Source organism: Thalassoglobus neptunius (genome assembly GCF_007859735.1).
Classification (GTDB): Bacteria; Planctomycetota; Planctomycetia; order Planctomycetales; family Planctomycetaceae; genus Thalassoglobus; species Thalassoglobus neptunius.
Genome location: NZ_SIHI01000001.1, coordinates 1,943,272 through 1,966,268 on the forward strand (window position 1 = coordinate 1,943,272; position 22,997 = coordinate 1,966,268).

The 22,997-nt window shown below is 53.2% G+C and carries 13 protein-coding genes and 1 tRNA gene (1 of these 14 running past the window's edge); 7 read left to right on the forward strand and 7 right to left on the reverse strand.

Annotation, left to right across the window (positions count from 1 at the left end; genetic code table 11):
• A protein-coding gene (locus KOR42_RS07705) for a hypothetical protein (RefSeq protein WP_146508515.1) crosses the window boundary here: on the reverse strand, positions 1–37 show its beginning. It extends 341 nt beyond the left edge of the window; 37 of the gene's 378 nt are visible here — the first part of the coding sequence; it begins with the start codon at positions 35–37; its stop codon lies off the left edge, out of view.
• Between the two features lie 290 nt (positions 38–327).
• Positions 328–1,827, reverse strand: coding sequence for an Asp-tRNA(Asn)/Glu-tRNA(Gln) amidotransferase subunit GatB (gene gatB, locus KOR42_RS07710; protein ID WP_146508517.1), 1,500 nt, complete (start codon positions 1,825–1,827; stop codon positions 328–330).
• Between the two features lie 249 nt (positions 1,828–2,076).
• Between gatB and KOR42_RS07715 the strand changes: the two genes are divergently transcribed.
• The 4 genes from KOR42_RS07715 to KOR42_RS07730 all read left to right on the forward strand — a co-directional run bounded on the left by KOR42_RS07715 (position 2,077) and on the right by KOR42_RS07730 (position 10,762).
• On the forward strand, positions 2,077–2,742 hold the full coding sequence (locus tag KOR42_RS07715; protein ID WP_146508519.1) for a hypothetical protein: 666 nt from the start codon (positions 2,077–2,079) through the stop codon (positions 2,740–2,742).
• A 336-nt stretch (positions 2,743–3,078) separates the two neighbouring features.
• Positions 3,079–4,014, forward strand: coding sequence for a LysR family transcriptional regulator (locus KOR42_RS07720; RefSeq protein WP_197440961.1), 936 nt, complete (start codon positions 3,079–3,081; stop codon positions 4,012–4,014).
• A gap of 431 nt (positions 4,015–4,445) precedes the next feature.
• Positions 4,446–9,053, forward strand: a complete 4,608-nt coding sequence (gene gltB / locus KOR42_RS07725) for a glutamate synthase large subunit (protein WP_146508523.1) — start codon at positions 4,446–4,448, stop codon at positions 9,051–9,053.
• Between the two features lie 191 nt (positions 9,054–9,244).
• A complete protein-coding gene (locus KOR42_RS07730; RefSeq protein ID WP_146508525.1) occupies positions 9,245–10,762 on the forward strand; it encodes a glutamate synthase subunit beta in 1,518 nt (505 codons plus the stop codon).
• 138 nt (positions 10,763–10,900) lie between these two features.
• Here the strand turns inward: KOR42_RS07730 and KOR42_RS07735 are convergent, their stop codons facing one another.
• On the reverse strand, positions 10,901–12,184 hold the full coding sequence (locus KOR42_RS07735; RefSeq protein WP_231740763.1) for an aminotransferase-like domain-containing protein: 1,284 nt from the start codon (positions 12,182–12,184) through the stop codon (positions 10,901–10,903).
• A gap of 352 nt (positions 12,185–12,536) precedes the next feature.
• On the opposite strand from KOR42_RS07735, the gene KOR42_RS07740 reads away from it, so the two are divergent.
• Positions 12,537–12,610 (forward strand) — tRNA-Val (locus KOR42_RS07740).
• A gap of 324 nt (positions 12,611–12,934) precedes the next feature.
• Here the strand turns inward: KOR42_RS07740 and KOR42_RS07745 are convergent.
• From KOR42_RS07745 to KOR42_RS07760, 4 genes are all read right to left on the reverse strand, one after another.
• Positions 12,935–14,515 carry an L-serine ammonia-lyase, iron-sulfur-dependent, subunit alpha gene (locus KOR42_RS07745; RefSeq protein ID WP_146508528.1) on the reverse strand — a complete coding sequence of 527 codons (1,581 nt, stop codon included), beginning with the start codon at positions 14,513–14,515 and terminating at the stop codon, positions 12,935–12,937.
• A gap of 385 nt (positions 14,516–14,900) precedes the next feature.
• A complete protein-coding gene (locus KOR42_RS07750) occupies positions 14,901–16,328 on the reverse strand; it encodes an ankyrin repeat domain-containing protein (protein WP_197440962.1) in 1,428 nt (475 codons plus the stop codon).
• Between the two features lie 80 nt (positions 16,329–16,408).
• The gene (locus KOR42_RS07755; RefSeq protein ID WP_146508532.1) at positions 16,409–17,755 is read right to left on the reverse strand and encodes a DUF1552 domain-containing protein; all 1,347 of its coding nucleotides are present in this window, start codon (positions 17,753–17,755) and stop codon (positions 16,409–16,411) included.
• The gene (locus tag KOR42_RS07760; RefSeq protein WP_146508534.1) at positions 17,752–20,154 is read right to left on the reverse strand and encodes a DUF1592 domain-containing protein; all 2,403 of its coding nucleotides are present in this window, start codon (positions 20,152–20,154) and stop codon (positions 17,752–17,754) included. Before KOR42_RS07760 ends, KOR42_RS07755 begins: the two co-directional genes overlap by 4 nt.
• A 502-nt stretch (positions 20,155–20,656) precedes the next feature.
• Here KOR42_RS07760 and KOR42_RS07765 point away from each other — a divergent pair.
• Together KOR42_RS07765 and KOR42_RS07770 are read left to right on the forward strand one after the other, a co-directional pair.
• Positions 20,657–21,493, forward strand: a complete 837-nt coding sequence (locus KOR42_RS07765; RefSeq protein WP_231740764.1) for a C39 family peptidase — start codon at positions 20,657–20,659, stop codon at positions 21,491–21,493.
• On the forward strand, positions 21,471–22,937 hold the full coding sequence (locus KOR42_RS07770) for a RimK family protein (RefSeq protein ID WP_146508538.1): 1,467 nt from the start codon (positions 21,471–21,473) through the stop codon (positions 22,935–22,937). The genes KOR42_RS07765 and KOR42_RS07770 overlap by 23 nt, the downstream gene beginning before the upstream one ends.
• Positions 22,938–22,997: the final 60 nt, after the last annotated feature.

Sequence of the window (22,997 nt, forward strand, 5' to 3'; positions counted from 1 at the left end):
GTTTGTCGGTGTTGTGGTATTGCACCCAATAATCCATCTCTGCTCCTATCGTAGTTTAGGTGTCACATTCCCCATCAGATTGAACTGTGTTTAGCCACTCGATTGTTGACTTACGGAAATTTGAGACAACCAGCCAAGACACTCCCTAAATAGCAAGCCTGCTGAGGAAGAGACACAGAATCTGATGGAATCCTGTGTGGCGGCTTTGAGATAGCCAACTTTCTTCCACACTGAATCTAGTCCTCGGCTTTCGTGGGCATGATTTTGTGATCACTCTTGCAGTTTGGAATTTAGCAGGTTGTTGGCCCGTCATTAGTGAATAGAGCTTTAAGCGGTTTCTTCGATCACTTGGATGATGAGTTCGCGGACGGCTTTGGCGTCGGCGCCTTTGGCTTGTTTCATCACCTGGCCGATGATTGCTCCGATCGCTTGTTTTCGGCCGGCGCGGTAGTCTTCGACGGCGCTGGAGCAGTTGGCGATTGCGGAGCGGACTGCTTCTTCGAGAGCGCCGGTATCTGAGACGACTTCGAGGCCGCGTTCTGAGATCATTTCGTCGACGCGGCTGGTGCTGATTTCCTGGTCGTTGTCTGCTTCTTCGAGGAGAGCGGAGAAGACTTCGCGGCCGCTTTTGGTGGTGATTTTGTTGTCAACGACCCGCTTGACGATCGTCCCGAGGATTGATGCAGAGACGGGGAACTCGCCGATTTCTACTCCTCGCTCTTTCATCTCTCGCAGCACGTCCTGAGTGACGAAATTTGCGGACTGTTTTCCGTCTCCGCTGACTTCGACAACCTCTTCAAAGTAGCTGGCGAGTTCGCGTCCCTGATTGACGATGACGTCGGCATCATACGTTGAGAGACCGAGTTCTTTTTCGAAGCGTCGGCGTCGTGTGGCAGGTGCTTCCGGGAGAGCGGCGCGGACGTCTGCGATGCGTTCTTTCGTGACTGTGACAGGGACGAGATCGGGATCGGGGAAGTAACGATAGTCGGCGGCGTCTTCTTTGCCCCGCTGGGCGAAGCTGACGTTTCGATTGGCATCCCAACCGCGCGTTTCCTTCTCCACACCCGGATCGCAAAGTTTGCGGCCGGACTTCTCGTATTCTTTGAGTTGTCGCTGGACTTCGAAATCGATGGCTGCTTCGACAGCCCGGAAGCTGTTGAGGTTTTTAACTTCAACAATGGGCGTTGCGATTTTTTGTCCTGCGTCGTCTGTCAGATGCAGGTTGACGTTGGCATCGCAGCGGAGGCTGCCCTCTTGCATGTTGCAGTCGGAGACATCGAGGAAGGTGAGGAGCAGCCGCATCTCTTCGAGATATTGTTTGGCTTCGGCTCCGGATCGGAGATCGGGTTCGCTGACGATTTCCAGCAAGGGAGTTCCGGCGCGGTTCAGGTCGACCTGGCTGTCTTTCCCGCGTCCGGTTTCGTCGTGAATGTTTTTCCCGGCGTCTTCTTCGAGATGGGCTCGATTGATGCGAATTTTGCGTCGGTTCCCGTCGTCGCCGTCGATCTCAAGCCACCCTTCTTTGCTGAAAGGAAGATCGTACTGACTGATCTGATAGCCTTTGGGGAGATCGGGATAGAAGTATTGCTTGCGATCCCATTTCGTGAACTCGGCGATTTCGCAATTCAGAGCGGTGGCTGTGATCAGCGAGAGATCGAAAGCCTCTTTATTCATGACCGGCAAGGTGCCTGGATGTCCCAGACAGACCGGGCAGACCTGCGTATTGGGAGCGTCTGGATTGAAGCGATTTGCGCATCCACAGAAGATTTTTGTTTTCGTCTGAAGCTGGACATGAACTTCCAGGCCCACAATTGTCGTGACATTCATAGCATTCCTCGCGTTCACAATTGGCCGAAGTGTAGCCCAGCACGCTGCGACTGACGAGTCACTCTTTTGAGCCTCCATGTTGATTTTCGAGACGTCGGCCCGGGTTGAGGTGTTTCTGTGAATGAAGCTGCAATTCACAATCGAAAATTGGACGATCGGGTCCCAGTGTTTGTGAACTGCGCTTGAACTTTGCGCACCAAAGATGGACGATTCGACTTCACACCGAAATTTTCTCTTTGAGAGCTCTCCATGTCAGAGAATGCCCCCTTCGACGATTTTGATGCCGACGACACTGATGGTTTCTCGACACAGTCTCCATCTCCGGGGATGAGCACCGGAATGAAGGTGCTGATGGGGCTCCTCATCTTCTCCGCCGTGAGTCTGGTGATCTGTTGTGGCGGAATCTATTGGTTCGTCTCGAATTCAACGACGGCGACGGAAAATCCGGCAGAAATCGATGCGATGCGAGACGAAATCGCAACGATTGTGTTGCCGGCCGTCTACGAGCCGGGCGTTGGTGTGGGGTTCAACTTGTTCATCAAGATGGACATGGTCGCTTACGGGCGGAGCAAAGACCCGGAAAATGGTGGGATTGTTCTGATGCAGATGTCTGGCCCCTCCATGATGGAGGAAGAAGATCTTCGGCTCGAGTTTGAAAAGGAAGCCGAGAAGCAGGGCACGAACCAGGACATTGACGTCACGTCACAGGAAACTCGCACGTTTACGATTGACGGTGAAGAGGTCGACTTCGAGTTTGTGACGGGGACTCGTCCCGAATCGGACGACGTCGTTCATCAAGTGGTGGGAGTTTTCAAAGGACGCGAGGGAATGGCTTTCCTCATGATCTTCGAGACAGACAACAACTGGAACGAAGAAGAAGTCGTCCGGATGATCGAATCCATCTCGACGAAATAAAGACGGCTTCTCTTTCCGGTGCAGTCGCTTCTGCGGAAGAACGGATTTCCTTGTGATCGCCATAAGAACTGACGATGACCGCGGTGAGGTTGTGTGAACAGCGATAGAGTCCCCTGCTTGCTGGGGTCAGATGCGCACTTCTCACCGAACGCATCAACAACAGCTGGTGCGTTGTGAATCTGGGGCGTCGAAATCATTGAATCCGACCACCAATTCCCGGATTCTGATCAGTTGATCGGACCATCTCCGAAATCCTTGACGGCTGTGGTTCTCGAGGATACACTCCACCACTTATCGAACAATGGTTCTTTTATTTGAAATTGGTTATTGAATCCTGTGAGTCTTCGGAATACCGAAATCTTTTGTGAGATCGCAACGCAGCGCAGCTTTTCCCGGGCTGCGTCGGCGCGTCAGATTTCGCAACCCGCAGTGAGTCAGGCACTCCAACAGCTTGAGGACCAGCTGGGAGTGGCTTTGATTGATCGATCACAACGTCCCATCGGGCTCACCCCTGCGGGAAGTGTTTATTTTGAACGATGTCAGAAATGGCTGGACGATTATCGGGAAATTGAGGATGCGGTCACCCGATTCAGTGGTCGCTTAACGGGTCGAGTTCGAGTGGCCTCGATCTATTCTGTCGGTCTGCTGCAAATGTCTGACTATGTCAGAAAGTTTCGAAGCGAATATCCCGATGTCGAACTGAGTCTCGACTACGTTCAACCGGATGAAATTTACAATCGCGTGCTTCGGGATGAAGTGGAGCTTGGGATTGTTTCCTTCCCCAAAGATGGGGGAGACATTGGCTGCCTTCCGTGGATTGACCAGGAAATGGTTCTGGCAGTCGCGCCCGAACATCCGATTTCCGACCGGGAATCGATTCGATTGACGGATCTCCAAGGATTGGATTTAGTTGCGTTCACCCACGACCTGATGATTCGTCGTGCCACTGAGAAATTACTAAGAAAATCCAACGTGACAATGCACGTCGTTCATCAGTTCGATAACCTTGAAACTGTCAAGCGGGCAGTGGAAATCAACCTGGGTGTGGCTCTATTACCGTTGGCCACACTTCGACGTGAACTGGAATTTCAAACACTGCGTGCGATCCCTCTTTCCGACTGCACATTCGTGCGTCCATTGGGAATTGTTCATAAACGTCACAAACACTTGTCTCGTGCTGCCGAGAAATTCGTCGAGTTGCTTCACGAAGAATCTCCTGAACACGAGCCGGTGTCGCCATTCTCTACTGTCACGAGCAGTAGTTCCGCATAGCTGGGAGGTTCCCGGGGAACCAACCGAAACGGTCCGATCGCATTGAGGCAACAGGGCCGAGTTTCCGCTCATAGTGCGTCAATCAGGACGTCTGAGCAATGACGGAGTGAATCGGACAAGTCGCTGAGACGGTCTTCCTCAAGCGGGAACCCTTCAGCACTGTGACCAGTGTGACTTGTCCATCGCAATCAGAGTCCGGGTCGATTTTGACATTCCACCCGAAACCTTTCACGACACACCACGGCTTGCTGACAGGCAAGTCAACCTGACCCCAACCGGTCTCATGTTCCGCATCATTCATTTTTGATGTATGCGGAGATCGAAACCAAACACTTGAAGACTTGGGCTTCCCTGAGTTTTGAACCGAGAGTCTCACAACGCGTGACAGACTTCCCGGTTCCGGATTTGAGACAACAAAGGAATTGTGCATCATGGAAAATCTCACCACCAATCAACTCGCTGGTTTTCCCGAACCGCAAGGACTGTATCATCCTGACAACGAACATGATTCGTGCGGCGTTGGGTTCGTTGCTCATATCAAGGGACAGGCATCGCATCAGATCGTGCTGGACGCCGACCACATTCTGCGTCATATGACACACCGCGGAGCATGCGGATGTGAAGAAAACACCGGAGATGGTGCCGGGATGCTGGTGGGCCTGCCGGACAAGTTTCTTCGCAAAGTCGTCAAGCAAGAACTCGGAATCGACCTGCCGGAAGCTGGGCAATATGGGGCGGGAATTATCTTCCTTCCCAAGAACGAACAAGCCCGAAATGATTTCAAATCAATCGTCGGAGACCTCATCAAAGAACAAGGTCAGACGTTGATCGGGTGGCGGAAAGTCCCACAGCGACCGGATGTGGCCAACATTGGACCATCTGCTCGCGCTGCTGAGCCGCACATGGAAATGCTGCTGATCGGAGCCGCTCCGGGACTCAATTCCGAAGAGCTGGAACGACAGCTGTTCATCATCCGCAAAATGGCGAGCCATCGAATTCGCGAGTCGGAACTCCCTCACGCGACGGAGTTTTATTCCTGTTCGCTTTCGACAAAAGTCATCGTTTACAAGGGAATGCTGACTCCCGATCAGATGCTTCCCTACTTCGAAGACCTGAACGATGCCGATTTTGAATCGCATCTCGCGATGGTTCACAGTCGCTTCAGCACCAATACGTTCCCATCCTGGGACCGCGCACAACCGTTGCGTTTCATGGCCCACAACGGCGAAATCAATACCGTCAAAGGGAACAGCAACTGGATGTATGCTCGCCAGGGAGGCATGTCATCCAAGCTGTTCGGCGACGATCTGAAGAAGTTGTTCCCCATCATCGAAAAGCATTGCAGCGACTCGGGGAACTTCGACAACGCGATGGAACTTCTCTATCACTCGGGACGCACACTTCAAGAAGTGGCGATGATGATGATTCCCGAAGCATGGCAGAATCATCACGAAATGTCCGAAGACAAGCGTTCCTTCTACGAGTACTTCTCGACGATGCAGGAACCCTGGGACGGACCAGCGAGTGTGTCATTCACAGACGGCCGTTTCATCGGAGCCAGCCTCGACCGAAACGGGCTTCGTCCGAGTCGTTATTACGTGACACACGATGATCGGGTCATCATGGCCAGTGAAGTCGGTGTTCTTCCCATCGATCCGAAGAATGTGAAGAGCAAGGGCCGACTGCAACCGGGAAAAATGTTCCTGGTCAACTTCGAAGAAGGACGACTCGTTCCAGACGAAGAGCTGAAGCACGATGTTGCTGGACGTCGCCCCTACGGAGAATGGCTGAAGCGACAGCGTGTCGACCTGAACGAACTTGTCGACAACTGGGAATCGAAAAAGGGATCGACAGAACAGATTCCTTCAGAGGATTTGCTGAGCCAAATGCAGGCCTTCGGTTACACCACCGAAACTCTGCAGTTCATGCTCATTCCTCTGCTGAATCAGCGAAAAGACCCGATCTACTCGATGGGGGATGATTCATCGCTGGCGTGTCTCTCGGACAAACCGCGACTCCTCTACGACTACTTTAAGCAGCTGTTCGCTCAGGTGACGAACCCCGCGATCGATTCGATCCGTGAGGAAGTCATTATGTCGCTGGAGTGTTACATCGGTCCGGAAGGGAATCTTCTCGACACGACCGAAGAACAGGCTCATCGCCTCCGCGTTCCTCATCCGATTCTGACGGACGAAGAAACGGCAGCAATCAAATCCCTCGACGGATACCGTGGATGGAAAACCAAGACCATCGACACGACTTGGGATCGTTCAGAGGGAACGTCCGGCCTCCAGCCAGCCCTCAAACGGATCTGTCAGGAAGTCGAACAGGCAATCGCTGACGGGTACAGCCTCGTCGTTCTTTCCGACCGAGCTTGCAGTGCCGAACGTGTTCCAATCAGTTCTCTGCTTGTGACCGGAGCCGTCCATCACTATCTGGTGAGCAAGGAGCTTCGGACACGGATCGGTTTAGTCATCGAGTCGGGAGAAGCTCGGGAAGTTCATCACTTCTGCCTGCTGACCGGATACGGTGCGGACGCCATCAACCCATATATTGCTTTCGAAGCGATTCGAGACGCCAAAGATCATGGGCATCTGAAGGAGTCCTACGACGAAGAAAAGATCGTGAAGACCTATCGCAAGGGCGTCTTTAAAGGGATGCTCAAGGTGATGGGCAAAATGGGAATTTCGACGCTCGCTTCCTACAAGGGAGCTCAGATCTTCGAAGCACTCGGCCTCGCCGATGAGGTGATCGACACCTGTTTCCGAGGAACAGCCAGTCGAATTCAGGGAGTCAATTTCCGAATTCTGGCTGAGGAACATCTCCGACGTCACGAAATGGGATTCCCCGCTCGCCACGAAAGCAAGCGACTTCCGGTTCTTCCCAACATGGGACTGGTTCACTGGCGTCACGGAGGAGAAAAGCATGCCTGGAACCCGATGACGATTGCCGAAATTCAGCAGGCAGCGCGTGCTGGCGATCAGAACGCTTACGAACGATTCGCCGAACTGGTCAACACCAGCAATCAACGTCAGGGGACTCTGCGTGGACTGCTTCGCTTCCGCTCTGGTCAATCGATTCCACTCGACGAAGTCGAACCTGCAAAAGAAATCGTCAAGCGATTCTGTTCGGGAGCGATGAGTTATGGATCGATCTCAGCGGAGTCGCATGAAACTCTCGCCGTCGCGATGAATCGCCTCGGCGGAAAGAGCAACACCGGCGAAGGCGGAGAAGATGCCAAGCGTTTCACTCCAATGTCCAACGGCGACAGTAAACGATCCGCTATTAAACAAGTGGCATCCGGTCGCTTTGGTGTCACGTCATGGTACCTGACCAACGCTGATGAAATTCAGATCAAGGTTTCTCAGGGCGCCAAGCCCGGCGAAGGTGGAGAACTTCCCGGTCACAAGGTGGACAAGATCATTGCAGCCACGCGTCACTCGACTCCTGGTGTCGGATTGATCAGTCCTCCACCGCACCACGACATCTATTCGATCGAAGATCTCGCCCAACTGATTTTCGACTTGAAGAATGCGAATCCGTCCGCTCGGATCAGTGTCAAACTGGTTTCCGAAGTCGGTGTCGGAACCATCGCAGCCGGTGTCGCGAAGGGACACTCGGACAAGATTCTGATCTCCGGAGATGGAGGCGGAACGGGAGCATCCCCACTGACGTCCATCAAGCATGCGGGACTTCCGTGGGAACTCGGAATCGCTGAGACTCACCAGACTCTGGTCATGAACGACTTGCGAAGCCGTGTGGTTCTCGAAACCGATGGTCAGATTAAAACTGGTCGTGACGTCGTCATCGCAACGATGTTGGGTGCCGAAGAATTCGGATTCGCAACGGCTCCGCTGATCACGATGGGTTGCATCATGATGCGGAAGTGTCACCTCAACACCTGCCCCGTCGGAATTGCGACGCAAGATCCGGAACTCCGCAAATTGTTTGCAGGCAAACCGGAACATGTGGTCAATTACTTGTTCATGGTCGCTGAGGATACTCGCAAGATCATGGCGGAACTCGGATTCCGGACCATCAACGAGATGGTGGGACGTTCCGACATGCTCGAACTGAACTCCGAAATCGATCACTGGAAGGCCAAACATCTCGACCTGTCCAAAATTCTGACTCCTGTGAAAAGTCCTTACCCGAATGCAGGGACTTACTGCCAGAAATCGCAGAATCATGGACTCGAGGAAACACTCGACCAGTCGACTCTCATCCCGCAATGTCGCGAAGCGATTGAAAAGGGAGAGAAGATCCGCATCGAACTCGACATCCAGAACATCGACCGCGCCTTCGGAACCTCAATGAGTCACGAAGTCTCGAAGATCTGGAAACTGAAAGGACTTCCCGACGATACCATTCATCTCGTTTGTCATGGTTCAGCCGGGCAATCGATCGGTGCCTGGGCAACAAATGGAGTGACGATCGAAGTGATCGGGGATGCCAACGACTATTGTGGCAAGGGTCTCTCCGGCGGACGCCTGATTGTTTACCCATCTCCTGACAGCAGTTTCGCTGCGGAAGACAACATCATCATCGGAAACGTGGCCCTCTACGGAGCGACTTCAGGGGAAGCCTACTTCCGTGGCATCGCTGCCGAACGCTTCTGTGTACGAAACTCAGGAGCAACCGCAGTCGTCGAAGGTGTTGGCGATCACGGTTGTGAATACATGACCGGCGGCCGTGTCGTTATTCTCGGTGAAACGGGACGCAACTTCGCAGCTGGAATGTCCGGCGGAATTGCGTATGTCTGGGATCCGAAACAGCGTTTCCTTGAGAACTGCAACCTCGAACTCGTTGACCTCGAAAAAGTCGAAAGCGCTGAAGAAGCTGCCGAACTGAAAGATGTCATCGAACGCCATCAAAACTACACAGGTTCGACTCGAGCTGCTGAAATTCTCGACACGTGGGACACGTCACTGGAGCAATTCGTCAAAGTGATGCCACGCGATTTCAAACGAGCGATGGAACAAATGGCTCTTCAACAGGCAGATGTCGATTCCGCTTCGACGGAAGTTCCAACGACTTGATGTGTCATTTTCAACTAGTTCCGGGGAGTCGACCTGTCCCGCGATTCGTCGACTCCCAACTGATTTGAGTTTTCACATCCTCAAGAAGCAAGCACGACGAGTGACGACCGGGTCGAAATGACTCTTCCCGGAATGATTCGCATCAAAACACAACCGTACCAATGGTTCTGAAATAACGGAAAAGATAGATCATGGGAAAGCCAACCGGATTTAAGGAGTACCAGCGGCAGACCGCGAGTGAACGTCTGCCGAAAGAACGACTCAAGGATTGGGACGAATTCGCCAATCCCATCGAATTGAAAGTCCTGAAGCAACAGGGCGCTCGCTGCATGGACTGCGGAATTCCGTTCTGTCATACCGGGGACATCATGGCCGGAATGGCAACCGGGTGCCCGCTTCACAACCTGATCCCTGAATGGAACGACCTCGTTTATCACAACGACTGGCGGGAAGCACTCGACCGATTGCACAAGACGAATAACTTCCCGGAGTTCACAGGTCGTGTCTGCCCTGCCCCATGTGAGGGCTCATGCACCCTCGGGATCAATGAGCCTCCCGTGGCGATCAAGACAATTGAACGCAACATTGTCGATCGAGGTTTCGCCGAAGACTGGATTCAGCCGAACCCGCCCACCGAACGAACCGGCAAGAAGGTCGCGATCGTCGGTTCCGGTCCTGCTGGACTGGCCGCAGCGGCGCAACTGAACAGTGCCGGTCACCTGTGTACCGTCTACGAAAGATCCGACCGAATCGGCGGGCTTCTCATGTACGGCATTCCAAACATGAAACTCGAGAAGTGGATCGTCCAACGCCGCATCGACCTGCTTCGAGAAGAAGGAGTCGAATTTGTCACCGAGACCGAGATTGGCAAGGACATTCCTGCTCCGGAATTGATGGACAAATTCGACGCTGTCGTGCTCTCCACCGGAGCAACGGTCCCCAACGACTTCTTCGTCCGAACTCCCGGTCGTGAACTGAACGGAATTCACTTCGCGATGGAATTCTTGCACGCCAACACAAAGAGCCTGCTCGATTCCGAACTGAAAGATGGCAATTTCATTTCGGCGAAAGACAAACACGTCATCGTCATTGGAGGTGGTGACACCGGGAACGATTGCCTCGGTACAAGTTTGCGACACGGCTGCAAAAGCCTCGTCAACTTCGAGATCGTCCCCCAGTCTCCCGAATCACGTGCACCGAACAACCCGTGGCCACAATGGCCAAAGGTGCATCGAGTCGATTACGGACACGCCGAAGCCGCCGCAGTCTTTGACTACAAGTCGAATGGTCAGAAGACTCTCGCGAATGATCCTCGCGAATACGCAATCCAAACCACCGAGTTCATCGGCGACGGAAACGGAAATCTGAAGGCGATCAAGACTCAACAGGTCGACTGGTCGAATCCAACAGAAAACGCACCGTTCTCCCCGGTTCCCGGATCAGAAAAGGAATGGCCTGCCGATCTCTGCTTCATGGCACTCGGATTCCGAGGCCCGGAACAGACAATTGCCGAACAGCTCGGAATCGAAGTTGACGCACGAAGCAACTTCAAAGCCACCTATGGCAAGTACGCAACGAACCTTGAAGGTGTCTTCGCTGCGGGCGATTGCCGACGCGGTCAAAGCTTGATTGTCTGGGCCATCAACGAAGGTCGGGAAGCAGCACGCGAATGTGACCGCTACCTGATGGGTGTCACCGAATTGCCATAACAATTCTTAGTGCGACATCTTGATGTCAACAACAATCGAGATCATTTCCCACAACCGGCCCTGAAAAAAAGGCATCTCTTGAACCATTGGTCGATTCAAGGGATGCGGGAACGGTTCTCGAACAAATCGATTCTCTAATCAGCTCGAAACGTCGTTTGACGTTCGAGCTGATTGCGTTTCCCGAACAGCGTCGGCGAGTCGACGCATCGCTTCGTCGATTAAATCCACCGGCAACACTCCATAGCTCAATCGCATCTGTGAACGTGGCCGATCTTCGACCGGACCGGCGTAGCACAACTCGCCCGGAACGTACATCACGCCATGTTTGACTGCCTGAGAAAAGAGAGGACGATCAAATCCGGATTCGAGCGACTCCGGAAGTGTCATCCAGACGTACAGCCCGCCTTTGGGATGCACCCAACTCACTCCGGGCAAATCCGAAAAGTATTTCTGCGCGGCAGCTAACATTGCATCCCGTTTCAAACGATATCCGTCGCGCACTTTCGCCAAGTGACCCTGGTACTCTCCGCTTCGCAAGACGGTCGCAATGAGCTTCTGATTAAAGTGAGCAGATCCGAAATCTTCGTTCCCCTTCCGCTCACAGATCGCAGTCACCAGGTCCTTGGGAACGATTCCGAACCCGACCCGGATTCCTGGAGAAAACGTTTTTGAGAACGTCTGCGTGTAGATGACGTTTGCCCGTTCCTGATCAAAGCTCCACACGCTCGGGTGTTCTTCGCCGTCATATCGAAGTTCGCGGTAGGCAGCGTCTTCGAGAACAAGAATCCGATGCTCACGAGACCATTTCTTAGCGATCTCCACGATCTGCTCGCGACGCGACGTTGACAGACAAACACCGCTCGGGTTGTCGTAGTAACTGACGGCATAAATCAACTTGACTCGATGGAGTTCCTTCATCGATGCGATTTGCTCAAGAGCATGATCAAGAGCTGCAGGATCCATCCCCTGATCATCCGAAGGAATTGTAACTGTCCTCGCTCCGACCCCGGCCAGATTTCCCGCGAATACAAAATACGTCGGGCCAGCAACAAGACAGATATCGCCAGGATCCAGAAGAGTTTCGCACACCAGCGACAACAACTGCTGAGACCCGGTTGTCAGAATCATCTGGCTGGCATCAATCCCAAGGGACTCAGTCGAACACTTCTCCAAATCTGCAAAATACGTCAGCAACTCCGACCGAAGTTGGGCGCTCCCGGGAGTCGTCCCATACTGAAGCGCCCGAATTCCGGACTCTCTGGTCGCGAGGACTTGTTGAGCCGCCCGAAGAGTTTCCTCAACCGGCAGCGTCTCTGGATCAACCAGCCCGGCAGCCAATGACAGGCAGTCGGGATTCTCAACCCCCTGCTGCATGAGGAAGCTAATCGCCAAGTCTTTCGTCAGTGTGCTCCTCTGACTCATCAAGATGGGCAGTTCCGCAGGTGTCTTCATAACTTTGTCTCGTGTCCAAATATTCCGTCTGAATTTATTCTACGAACTTGTCCTGAACCTTTCAGCGACAGCCATGTCGATTCAACAGTCACTGATGGGACACTCGGCAAGAAGTCGCCTCTCAAACAAACACAACACTCGTCCGAGCTGAAAGAATTTCGCACTTGTCGGCGTTCCCCCCCCCAGCGATTTGGCATCGTTTACATCCAAATCGCTGGTGCGAATTCACAACGCCGAACTCGCAAACAACTTTGGTCCTCAAACCCCAAGACTCACCGAACCTCCACTTGCTCACTCAGGTCTTCATTAGTAAAATGCCCCCGGTCGCATAGCTCAGTTGGTTAGAGCGTCTGTCTTACAAACAGAAGGCCGCCAGTTCGAGTCTGGCTGTGACCACTTCTTCAACAGACAGTTTTGAGTTGACACAAGTTCACTCAAAACTGTTCTGGAGCCGGGAAAAGTTGCTCGAGAATTCTTGCGCAGTTTTCTTCGCCCCGCTTCTTTCTACTTCTCATCCGCCATTGGTTCTTTGCGAAGAGTTTTCTGCCGTCGCTCGCATAAGCTGACCGACTCGCGATTCTCTTCAGACTTCGATAGTGAATTCACAAACCTGCTGATTCGATCAACGTTCACACTTCTGGATCCCTGCCCTCGCAAACCTGTGCAGTAGGGAGGCTCGTTGTGAACCATTGGTCCAGAGACTCGAAATTGTCTGCGTGGCTATTGCCCACAACTTGAGCAACCGGAACCGCAGCAACTGTCGAGCAGAGCGAGAGCGGAGGGAGTGACAGCGAGTCCCCCTTTTGACGTACATCTCAATTCAGACGGCATGGCCAATCCGACTGCATAAACGGCGTCGATTGTTTCATCGAGGGGAATGGGATTCGGATATCCTCCGAGGACCAAATCCGCATTCACAAACGCGCTCGCTGCAGCTGTTCCGTTGCGTGTGTGACAGGGAATCTCCACCATTCCGTGCAGCAAGTCACAAACGGTTCCCATGGTATTCTGAAATGAAATCGCGGCCGCATCGCAAGCCTGGCGAGCTGACCCGCCGACAGCATCAACGATTGCAGCGGCCGCCATCGCTCCGGATGCTCCAATTTCAACCTGACATCCCGCGACTTCAGCTGCGAAAGTTGCCCGAATCGCGAGAATCGAGCCGATCGCACCGGCTGTTAGAAATGCCTTCGCAATTTGCTCATCACTGAGGTTTCGTTCTTCGGCGAGTGTCAGCAGAGCGCCGGGGATCACGCCCGCTGAACCTCCTGTCGGAGCGGCGCAGACGACTCCCATTGCTCCATCGACATGCATCACAGCCATTGCTCGAGCAGCTGCGCGGGTATGCAAACTTCGAACAGAAAGATTCCCTTCGGATTCTGCAGCGAAGATTGCACCAGCACATGCGGGGAGTAGTTGCAGACCGGTGAAATCGAGCGCAAGCCCTCTCTCGACCGATTGCACCATAATCGAATAGCGCCTCAATGATTCGGAAATCACCTCATCCGGTGTCAATCCGAGAAGCTGCGATTCATATTCGAGAGCCAACTGCCCCAGACTGACGTGACGCTCTTCACACAACTGAACCATCTCAGCAGCACTCGTATAAATCGGGGCTCCCTGTTGAGGAAAGTAGACAGGGGCTGACTCCCAGATTCGAATTTCAGGAGCCAGCTTCTCGAGTGCCTCTCTCATTTCCGGACCGAGAGATTCGTGGCTGCGCATTTGAAATCGAACGGCCCCGTTGCCTGGATCGTGGTCCAGTTCCTCAACGTCTCCGGTCTTTTCCTTGAGCAACTCAAGAACTTCGGTCTTCTTTTCGCTCGAAGTCTCCACAAGAGTTTCCCACGCCGCTCCATTAAACAGGACGGGGATTTGATCTATATGGGTGATTTCAACTTCCCCGCCGCCGACCGATCTCGCGACGATCTGAACTCGACGACCATCGGCGCCGGTGAGTTGCATTTCTACGGTGTTTGGATGATCGGCAAGTTCAAGTGGGCGGACTTCGAATCGAAGGTCCATTCCGACGGCAACAGCTTCTGCAAGCGATGCATGAAAGAGTTCGTCGGTCAGATCTTTGCCCATCAATCCCATAGCGAAACCGCGATCAGCCCCTTGCGGAACGTAAGTCACGCAATAAGACCCGCTGGGATCAAACGCCAGAACTGCACTGGCGGGAACGGCCCCGAGAATCGATCTGGCCATACATCCGACGTGATAAGCCCCGGCAGTATGTGAGCTCGATGGCCCGCGCATCACTGGTCCCAGAACATGATTCAGAATGCTGATCGTCTTCATAATGCAGGTCATTTCCGATACGGGAAGCGTTGAGCCGGATTCTCTTGTTGCTTGATCGACTCGTTCGCTGATTTCAGTTGCGCCAGCGCATGTGATCGACGTCGACACGAGGTGTCAGCATTTTACCTGTTTTGAAGCGATTCAGCGATTGCCCCGGCAACCACATTCGATTCTGACCGTTTTCAGGAAGTCAGAGGAATTTGAAACACGAGCGGCATTCAACGATCACAGAGTGCTTTGACGCCTGTCGTCAATTGATCGTTGTTCAAGAGTTCTTGTCGAGCGCACTTGCACAAAGACCGTACTTAATCGCCGGAAAGATGACTTCGACCTCGAAGCCCCGGAATCTTACACCCAAAGAGATCGACGAAACCGGAAGAGACTCTCAGTTTTCCGCAATGTCCGTTTTTCCCATCGCGGTCATGAGCGCTTGAACTGTTTCCGGTGAGGGCTTGAACGATCCCGGACGGTGGCCTTCACCAATCATGACAGGAGTCCATCCCGATCGATTCTTGTGATTCCAAATCGCAGGATCCGCACCTTGAGCAGCGAGGAACTCAATCACCTTGGGAAAACACCGATAGGCAGCCCCATGCATTGCCGTTTCACGGTTCTTGTCGACGGTATTAACATCAAGCCCATGAGCGATGAGATATTTCAAAGTTTCGATCACTTCGGGCTCCGTTCCCGCTTCTTCACCGACTGCCCTCACTCCAACACCTGCTGCTGCCATTAACGCCGTACACCCATCGACATTCGGAATCGTCGGGTCAGCCCCGAGTTCCACGAGAAGCTTCAGGTAGTCAATGTCGGCGGTTTTGGATGCCAGAAGAAAAGGAGTCGCGCCTTTGTGACTCAGGACAGCCCGTCCTTTCTTTCCGTCGTTCAATCTCAAATTAACATCCGCCCCGGCAGCGACAATCGCACGCACGAACTGTAAAGAAGTGAGTTGTCCAGAACCTCGAGGAGGAGGATCGCCATCGGCTCCCTCACCGCGTGCAGGTTTTCGAATCCAGGAGATTGCATGCAGGGGTGCGAATCCGCTTCTCTGATCGTTCGGATCGGCCCCTGCCTCGATCAGCATCATTGCGAGTTCGAAGTGCCCACTCTCCACAGCCAGTGTCAGTGCTGAAGTCCCTTTACGAGGAGAGCGAGCCCCTGACCTGGTTTGTTCCATCACTGCGTTCACGTCCACTCCTGCAGCGAGAAGTCGATGAACGACATCCGCGTGCCCATTCCGAGCGGCAAACATCATCGCTGTAAAACCGGTCTTCAAACTGCGATTCAGATCGGCTCCGCCTTCAACCAGGGCATCGACAGCTTGAACATTCCCTTTCGCTGCTGCCCACATCAACGCGGTTTGCCCTTTGCGTTCGGAGGCATCCGGATTTGCTCCATGTTTCAGAAGATGCCGGACTCCTTCCGCAGTTCCAGTTCGGGCAGCGAGCATGAGCGGAGTTTCCCGACCGGGAAGCTCGTATGATGCATCGGCTCCCGCTTCGAGGAGCGTTGCAATTGCTTTCGCCGAACCGTTTTCGCAGGCGATGACGAGAGGAGTGATCGCGTACCGGGTCTGGGCATTTGGATCACTGCCTTTCGACAAGAGCAATTTGACGATATCAACCCGATCCCGGAAGGTCGCCCAATGAAGAGCGGTCATCCCGTCGGGTTGACTTGCTGTCACCGGGGAGTTGGACTCGATCAGCCGGGCAACTTCGTCCCAATCCTGAGCTTCCGCCGCATCGGCGACTGCTGTCGAGTTTGAGCCAGCATCAATCGCGTACGCATGAGTCGCGAAGAAACAAGCCAACATTGCCAACACTGTCAAAGAACACGCGCGATTCATCCACTCGTCCCGTCTGTTGTGCATCGACGAACTCGCATGAAAAACTATTAAAGACTCAATGGCTCGAACAATTCATCAGCCGGACCGGTACTGTCGGAGAAGGAATCCATTTCGATTCCGACTTTATTTAACAACGACAAATGCAGATTGGCCATCGGCGTATGTTTCTCATAGACGACGTGCCGCCCTCCCTGCATGTTGCCAGCCGCTCCGCCAGCAACGATGATTGGCAAGTCGGTGTGATCGTGGGCATCCGGGTCACCCATTCCACTGCCGTAGAGATACAGCGAATGATCCAATAACGAGCCATTCCCCTCGGGGCAGGCTGCCATTTTCTCGAGAAATTCAGCAAACAGCGAGACATGAAACTGGTTGATCTTCGATAGCTTTTCCAGTTTCTCCGGGTTCTTGCCATGATGTGAAACAGGATGGTGAGGATCCGAAACACCGATCTCGGGATAAGTTCGAGTGCTGGCCTCTCGAGCCAACTGGAACGAGACGACACGTGTAATGTCCCCTTGCAATGCGAGGAGCTGCAAATCGAACATCAGCCGTGCATGTTCTGCGTACTCTGCGGGGACTCCGACCGGTCGATCGAGATCCGGGAGCGGGTTCTCATTGACGTTACTTTCAGCGCGTTGAATTCGTTTTTCTACTTCGCGGATGCTTTCGAAGTAGTCATCGAATCGATTCCGGTCATTCGCTCCCAGTTGCAGTTTAAATCGACGCATCTCCGACGTGACTGCATCGAGAAGGCTGGCACGACGTTGCAGCGCTTCTCTTCGATCGGCGGTCGATCCGCCTTCTCCAAACAGGCTTTCGAAAACGAGTCGCGGATGTGCCTCGGCTGGCAGTGGAGACGTCGGCGACGACCAAGAAAGATAGTTCTGGTAGACACACGCATATCCGTTGTCACACTGACCGGCGTTGTCCAGAAGATCCATGGCGAGTTCAAGCGACGGCAATTGCGTGTGCTGCCCCAAATGTTTTGCCGCAATCTGATCGACAGTCGTCCCGAGGTAGTAGTCCGAACTTTCAGTTCGCCGCGCGGTCGCTGCACTCAGAAACGCGGAGTTTGAAGTTGCGTGTGATCCGGGGTAAGCGTTTCGCAACTCGAGTCCGCTCACCACTGCTGTCTGATCGCGGATGCTCTCAAGAGGTTGCAACGTGAACGGGAGTTCGTTGAGTGTTTCCCCGTGAGGCGTCCAATCGGCAGGATTAAATCCCATCGGAATATAAACGTATCCCAATCGCCGCAGCTGGGTTGGAGCGGCGGCGGTTTCAGCGAGGCTTGTGCTCGCTGGAATCATCGCGTCCAAGAGCGGAAGCGCAAACGCCGCACCGGCTCCGCGCAACAGGGTTCGTCGCGAAATGGCTTTCCGAGTGTTGATCATTCTGCTGTCCTCATCTGAAATGGCTTGCTCAACACGATTCCTTTGATGATCGACGAAAACTGATATTCGTGATCAGCCGCGCTGCGGACAATTTTTCGAATCTCGGGCGCATCACGAAATTCGATTCCCCGTCCAAGCGCAAATGTCATCAATTTTTCAGTCAGCGTTCCGACGAAGATTTCCGGGTTCGACACAAGGTGCCTCTCGAGATCGTCGATACCGGAAATCGGCTGCCCGTCGGCAAAAAGACCAGACGTGTCAATCTCTTCTCCCTGATCGAATTCCCTCCAACGACCCACAGCGTCGAAATGTTCCAGGGCGAAGCCAATTGGATCGATCAAATCATGGCAACTGGCGCACGCGGGATTCGCTCGGTGTTCGGCGAGTCGTTCGCGGACGGTAACGGCGGCATCCTTGGTTTCCTCCTTCAACGAAGGAATATTCGGAGGTGGAGGTGGTGGGGGCGTCCCAATCAGGTTTTCAAGAATCCAACTTCCACGAATCGTCGGAGAAGTTCGCGTTGCGTAGGAAGTCACAGCGAGCACACTTCCCTGCCGCAAGAGCCCCCCGCGTTGGGTATCCGCATCGACTTTCACCGGTCGGAAATGGCTTCCAAAGACATGGGGAATCTCATAGTGCTGCGCGAGGCGTTCATTCAAAAATGTTGTGTCCGTTTGAATGAGATCGAGCACATTCCGGTCTTCACGAAGGACTCGCTCGAAATGTAACTCGGTTTCGCGACGGAGGGCCTTTCTCAAGTTGTCATCGAAGTTCGGGAACAAACGACGATCCGGACGAAAGGAATCGAGATTCCGAAGATACAGCCACTGGGCTGCAAAGTTTTGAACGAGGGAACTGGATCGACTGTCTTCCAACATCCGTTCCACCTGAGCATTCAGCACGGCTGGATCAGAGAGCTGCCCGTCGGAAGCCAGAGTAAGAAGTTCATCGTCGGGAAGGCTGCTCCAGAGAAAGAACGAAAGCTGCGATGCCAGCTCAAGATCGGAGATCGGATAGATCTCACCGCTTGCAACATCTTGAGGAACGACAATCGAGCGAAAGAGAAAGTGTGGGTTGACCAGAATCGTCGCAATTGCGGACTCGATTCCTGCTTCGAAACCATCAGCTGCGTTGCGTTCTTCGAAGAATCGCATGGGGATGGCCAGATCGCTTTCGGTGACTGGACGTCGATAAGCCAGCCGCATCAATCGCGACAGAATCTTTTTCGCACAAGCTTCTTCGTCTTCAGGACCAGTCGGATGTGCGGTGAAAATTTGTCGTCGACTTGCGGTATCTCCCGGCCCCTCAGGAGCGAATGGCCCCACGATTGAGACTTCGTAAATCGCCGGGGTCTGACGCGGATGGCGGTGACGGTTGAAGCTGGCTTCAAAAGGTTGCCGGTTGATTTCCGAAAGAGAAGAGAACTTGCGAGGAAATGTGACACCAATCGCATGAGGGCCAGCGGTGACGTGAAAGCGTTTCTTCAAATGCGCGTCCACAAGAGCATCGGTCCGAGGCCCATCGCCTGAAGACCGTGGTGGCAGAATTGTGAATTGATGAACGAGTTCCCGATCCAGCAACACGTCGAGTTGATGTTCCTCACGAATTCCTTCGACACGCTCGTCACGATCCCGCATGAGTTTCAGTTGGATTTCATACTCTCCAGACTGTGGAAAGTGATGATTGAGCAATGTTCCCCCACGCGTCCCGAGTGGGAGACCTTCGACATGCGCTTCCTGAGTACGATCAGCTGGAAGCCGAACGGTCAATCCATCCGGGCCTCGCATGGGACCGCCCACCGCAAGTCGACTGATGCGCTCCGCAGCTGTGATGTATCGGCTGAGCAGCACAGGAGAGAGTTCGCTCACGGTGACATTGTCGAATCCGTGTCCGGACTGGTCCGCTGGCAAGAGTTCTCTGGCATCAATTTCGATCTTCAACAGATCCCGAATGGCGTTCTGATACTCCGTTCGGTTGAGTCGCCGGACCGGATCCGTTCGCCCGAGAAACGGAAATACTTCCGCCGTTTCATCCAGAATGGATTCAAGGGCAGCCAGCGATGACTCGATCTCAACTTCATCTGGTCGCACAACTCCCGGCGGGGGCATTTGCCGAGTCGCGAGCTTCTTGACCATTTTCTCCCACGGTGTGGAATCCCACTCAGCCGATTGTCGATATTCGCTGGTGATTTCTTCCAGATTCAGACCGGCAGTCATGTCGATCGAATTGTGGCAATCGATGCAGTGCGAATTGAGAAAACCTTGAATCTGCTCCAGCCGCTCGTCTGCCCGAAGAGTGAGCGCCGACGACAGGAACGTCCCGAAGGTGAGCCAGAAAGCGACAAACAACGACCATGGTCGAAGAGGCGGTTGAAGAAGATTGTTGCGAAACGCGCCCATTCTGATACTCAAGAACCTGAATTTCTGAAAACCTGAGATTCGTCCTTCGCTTAGCTTCCACCATCATATTCTTCAACTCCTCGAAGCGGAAGAGATTCATCACCATCTTTTGATATGTTGGCTGTTTTGTTGACGCAGCGACGAATCACCCCACCATTCGGACTTCTACGGAAATTTCTAAAGCCCATAGCTTCCGGTTGTCTCCGCAGAACAACGCAAAATTCCGCATGAATTATCATGATTCGACGCTATTGCCCCTTCGGCATCGAAGCTTCCGGGATTCCGCTGCCCTTTTCGGTTCAAGCCATTTGATGGAGCAATGAACCCGCAATCCAATTTGAGGCTGCCTAACAATTTGAAAAAATCGTTAGCCTCGATCAATACCATCCGCTTGCGCGCAGGATATAATTGCGTTCAGCCGATTTCATTCCACTAGTCATCCCAGCTTCTTCAGCCAAGCTGGGCCTGACAGACAATGAATCGCTCTTGCTCATGTTAACGCATGTTCACTGAGCCAGGGATACTCCCGTTCGTCCGCGTTTCCCGTTTTGCTCATCGTCTTTTCAGGCGTTACGAAGTGCATGAGTTTGCGTTTCCCATCTCCGCGCAGCCCACCGATTCCACATGCGGGCCCACGTGCCTGCACTCCGTCTACGAGTATTTCGACGACCAGATATCGCTCGAAACGGTGATTTCCGAAACCGGACGGTTCGAAGACGGCGGGACACTGGCAGTTTTCTTAGCTTGCCATGCATTGAAACGGGGATACAAGGCCAAGATTTACACTTACAACCTCCAGGTGTTCGACCCGACATGGTTCCTCAATCACCAAATTGACCTCTCCGAAAAGCTCGAGTCACAGCTGGAAGCAAAGACGTCCCCCAAGCTGCACGCTGCATCGCATGCCTATATCGAATTTCTGCGGCTGGGAGGCATCCTCCGGATGGAAGTGCTCAACATCAATCTGATTCGCCGGTATCTCAAACGTCGAATCCCGATTCTCACCGGGTTGAGTGCCACATTCCTGTTCGGAGAATCCCGCGAACGGTGCCTCGAAGTTCCCGACGGGAACGTATCTGTCGTCGCGGACGACATTGGCGGATATCCAGCCGGACACTTTGTCGTCTTATGCGGTTACGACAAGAGTCGGCAAACAGTCCTCGTCGCCGATCCACTCGACCCGAACCCGTTCGCGAAAGATCATCAGTACGCCGTTGACATCGATCGAGTTTTCTCAGCCATTATGTTAGGTGTCGTCACGTACGACTCCAATTTACTTGTCATTCAACCTTCAGACACGAAATGCGAGACCATGGATGCCCACGCTGATCGTCAGTGATTCTTCTAAACAGATCGAACTCGATCTCCCCAATGTCGAAAGTGTGGACGCGTGGGCTTACCTCACCAATCCTGAGTTTGCCGAACGACGAAACGTTAAGCTGTTTAATCTCTGCGAGTCTCTCAAATATCAAAGCACCGGATATTATGTCTCTCTTCTTGCAGAAGCCCGAGGACATAAACCTGTGCCGGGAGTTATCGCACTCCAGGATCTGAAATCCCCATCAATGATCCGCTACGTCGGAGACGAACTGAACGACCTCATTCAAAAGTCACTCGCTCCCCTGCAATCAGACCAGTTTGAACTGAGCGTGTACTTTGGAGCAAATCTCGCCAAGCGTTACGATCGACTCGCCCGGCACATGTTTAACATGTTTCAGGTTCCGCTGCTGCGGTTTCGCTTTGTTAAAAACAAAACATGGCAAATCCGACGGGTTAAAGCTCTCGGCACTGGAGACATTCCCGAATCACATCGAGAATTCGTCGCTGCTGCCGCTGCGAAGCACTTCTCACGATCGTCTGCAATCCAGAATAAACGAAAGCGACTCCGCTACGACATCGCAATCCTTCACGATCCCGAAGAAGGGGAAAACTCTCCATCCGACGACGCTGCACTGAAGAAATTCGTCAAAGCTGCCGAATCAGTCGGGCTGGCTGCGGAACTTATTACGCGCGATCAGTCTGCATCACTTCTGGAGTATGACGGCTTATTCATTCGCCAAACCACCGCTGTAAACCACTTCACTTATCGACTGGCGAGAAAAGCGGCCAGCGAAGGCCTTGTGGTCATCGATGACCCGGTCTCGATCGCCCGATTTACAAATAAAGTGTTTCTCGCTGAGTTACTCACCCGACACAAAATTCCGACGCCGGAAACTCTCGTCGTCCATCGTGACAACGTTCACGAAATTGCCGCCCGGCTCGACTTCCCCTGCGTCCTGAAAAAGCCCGACAGTTCCTTCTCACAAGGTGTTGTCAAAGTCACGAACCAACAAGAACTCGATCAGCGACTTGAAGAGTTTCTGGCCGAATCCGAAATGATCGTCGCTCAAAAGTTCATGCCGACCACTTTCGACTGGCGTGTTGGAATCCTCGATCAACGTCCCATTTTTGCATGTCAGTACTTCATGGCGCCCGGTCACTGGCAAATCATTCGTCAGGAATCGAACGGGCGCGGACGCTACGGAAAGTCGAAGACTGTTCCCGTCGAACTTGCCCCTCGGAAAGCGATTCAAATGGCTCTCAAAGCTGCCAACCTGATTGGAGACGGTCTGTACGGAGTCGACGTCAAAGAGTCGGATGGTCAGTTCATCCTCATCGAACTGAACGACAACCCCAACATTAATTCCGGATACGAAGACGAAGTTCTTCGCGATGATCTTTACCGCCGCATTATGGAATCATTCCTGCGCCGAATTGAACAAGCAAAGGCTAAAACAAATTGACATCGAATCGCGTTAAAGAACAGCAACGAATCCACACAGTTCCTAACCTTCCAATTTAAC

What these genes read in the sequence shown, in the direction of transcription:
- gatB (WP_146508517.1), bottom strand. Translation starts at nt 1,827, where the DNA reads ATGAATGTCACGACAATTGTGGGCCTGGAAGTTCATGTCCAGCTTCAG.
- KOR42_RS07715 (WP_146508519.1), top strand. Translation starts at nt 2,077, where the DNA reads ATGTCAGAGAATGCCCCCTTCGACGATTTTGATGCCGACGACACTGAT.
- gltB (WP_146508523.1), top strand. Translation starts at nt 4,446, where the DNA reads ATGGAAAATCTCACCACCAATCAACTCGCTGGTTTTCCCGAACCGCAA.
- KOR42_RS07730 (WP_146508525.1), top strand. Translation starts at nt 9,245, where the DNA reads ATGGGAAAGCCAACCGGATTTAAGGAGTACCAGCGGCAGACCGCGAGT.
- KOR42_RS07735 (WP_231740763.1), bottom strand. Translation starts at nt 12,184, where the DNA reads ATGAGTCAGAGGAGCACACTGACGAAAGACTTGGCGATTAGCTTCCTC.
- KOR42_RS07745 (WP_146508528.1), bottom strand. Translation starts at nt 14,515, where the DNA reads ATGAAGACGATCAGCATTCTGAATCATGTTCTGGGACCAGTGATGCGC.
- KOR42_RS07750 (WP_197440962.1), bottom strand. Translation starts at nt 16,328, where the DNA reads ATGTTGGCTTGTTTCTTCGCGACTCATGCGTACGCGATTGATGCTGGC.
- KOR42_RS07755 (WP_146508532.1), bottom strand. Translation starts at nt 17,755, where the DNA reads ATGATCAACACTCGGAAAGCCATTTCGCGACGAACCCTGTTGCGCGGA.
- KOR42_RS07760 (WP_146508534.1), bottom strand. Translation starts at nt 20,154, where the DNA reads ATGGGCGCGTTTCGCAACAATCTTCTTCAACCGCCTCTTCGACCATGG.
- KOR42_RS07765 (WP_231740764.1), top strand. Translation starts at nt 20,657, where the DNA reads ATGTTCACTGAGCCAGGGATACTCCCGTTCGTCCGCGTTTCCCGTTTT.
- KOR42_RS07770 (WP_146508538.1), top strand. Translation starts at nt 21,471, where the DNA reads ATGCCCACGCTGATCGTCAGTGATTCTTCTAAACAGATCGAACTCGAT.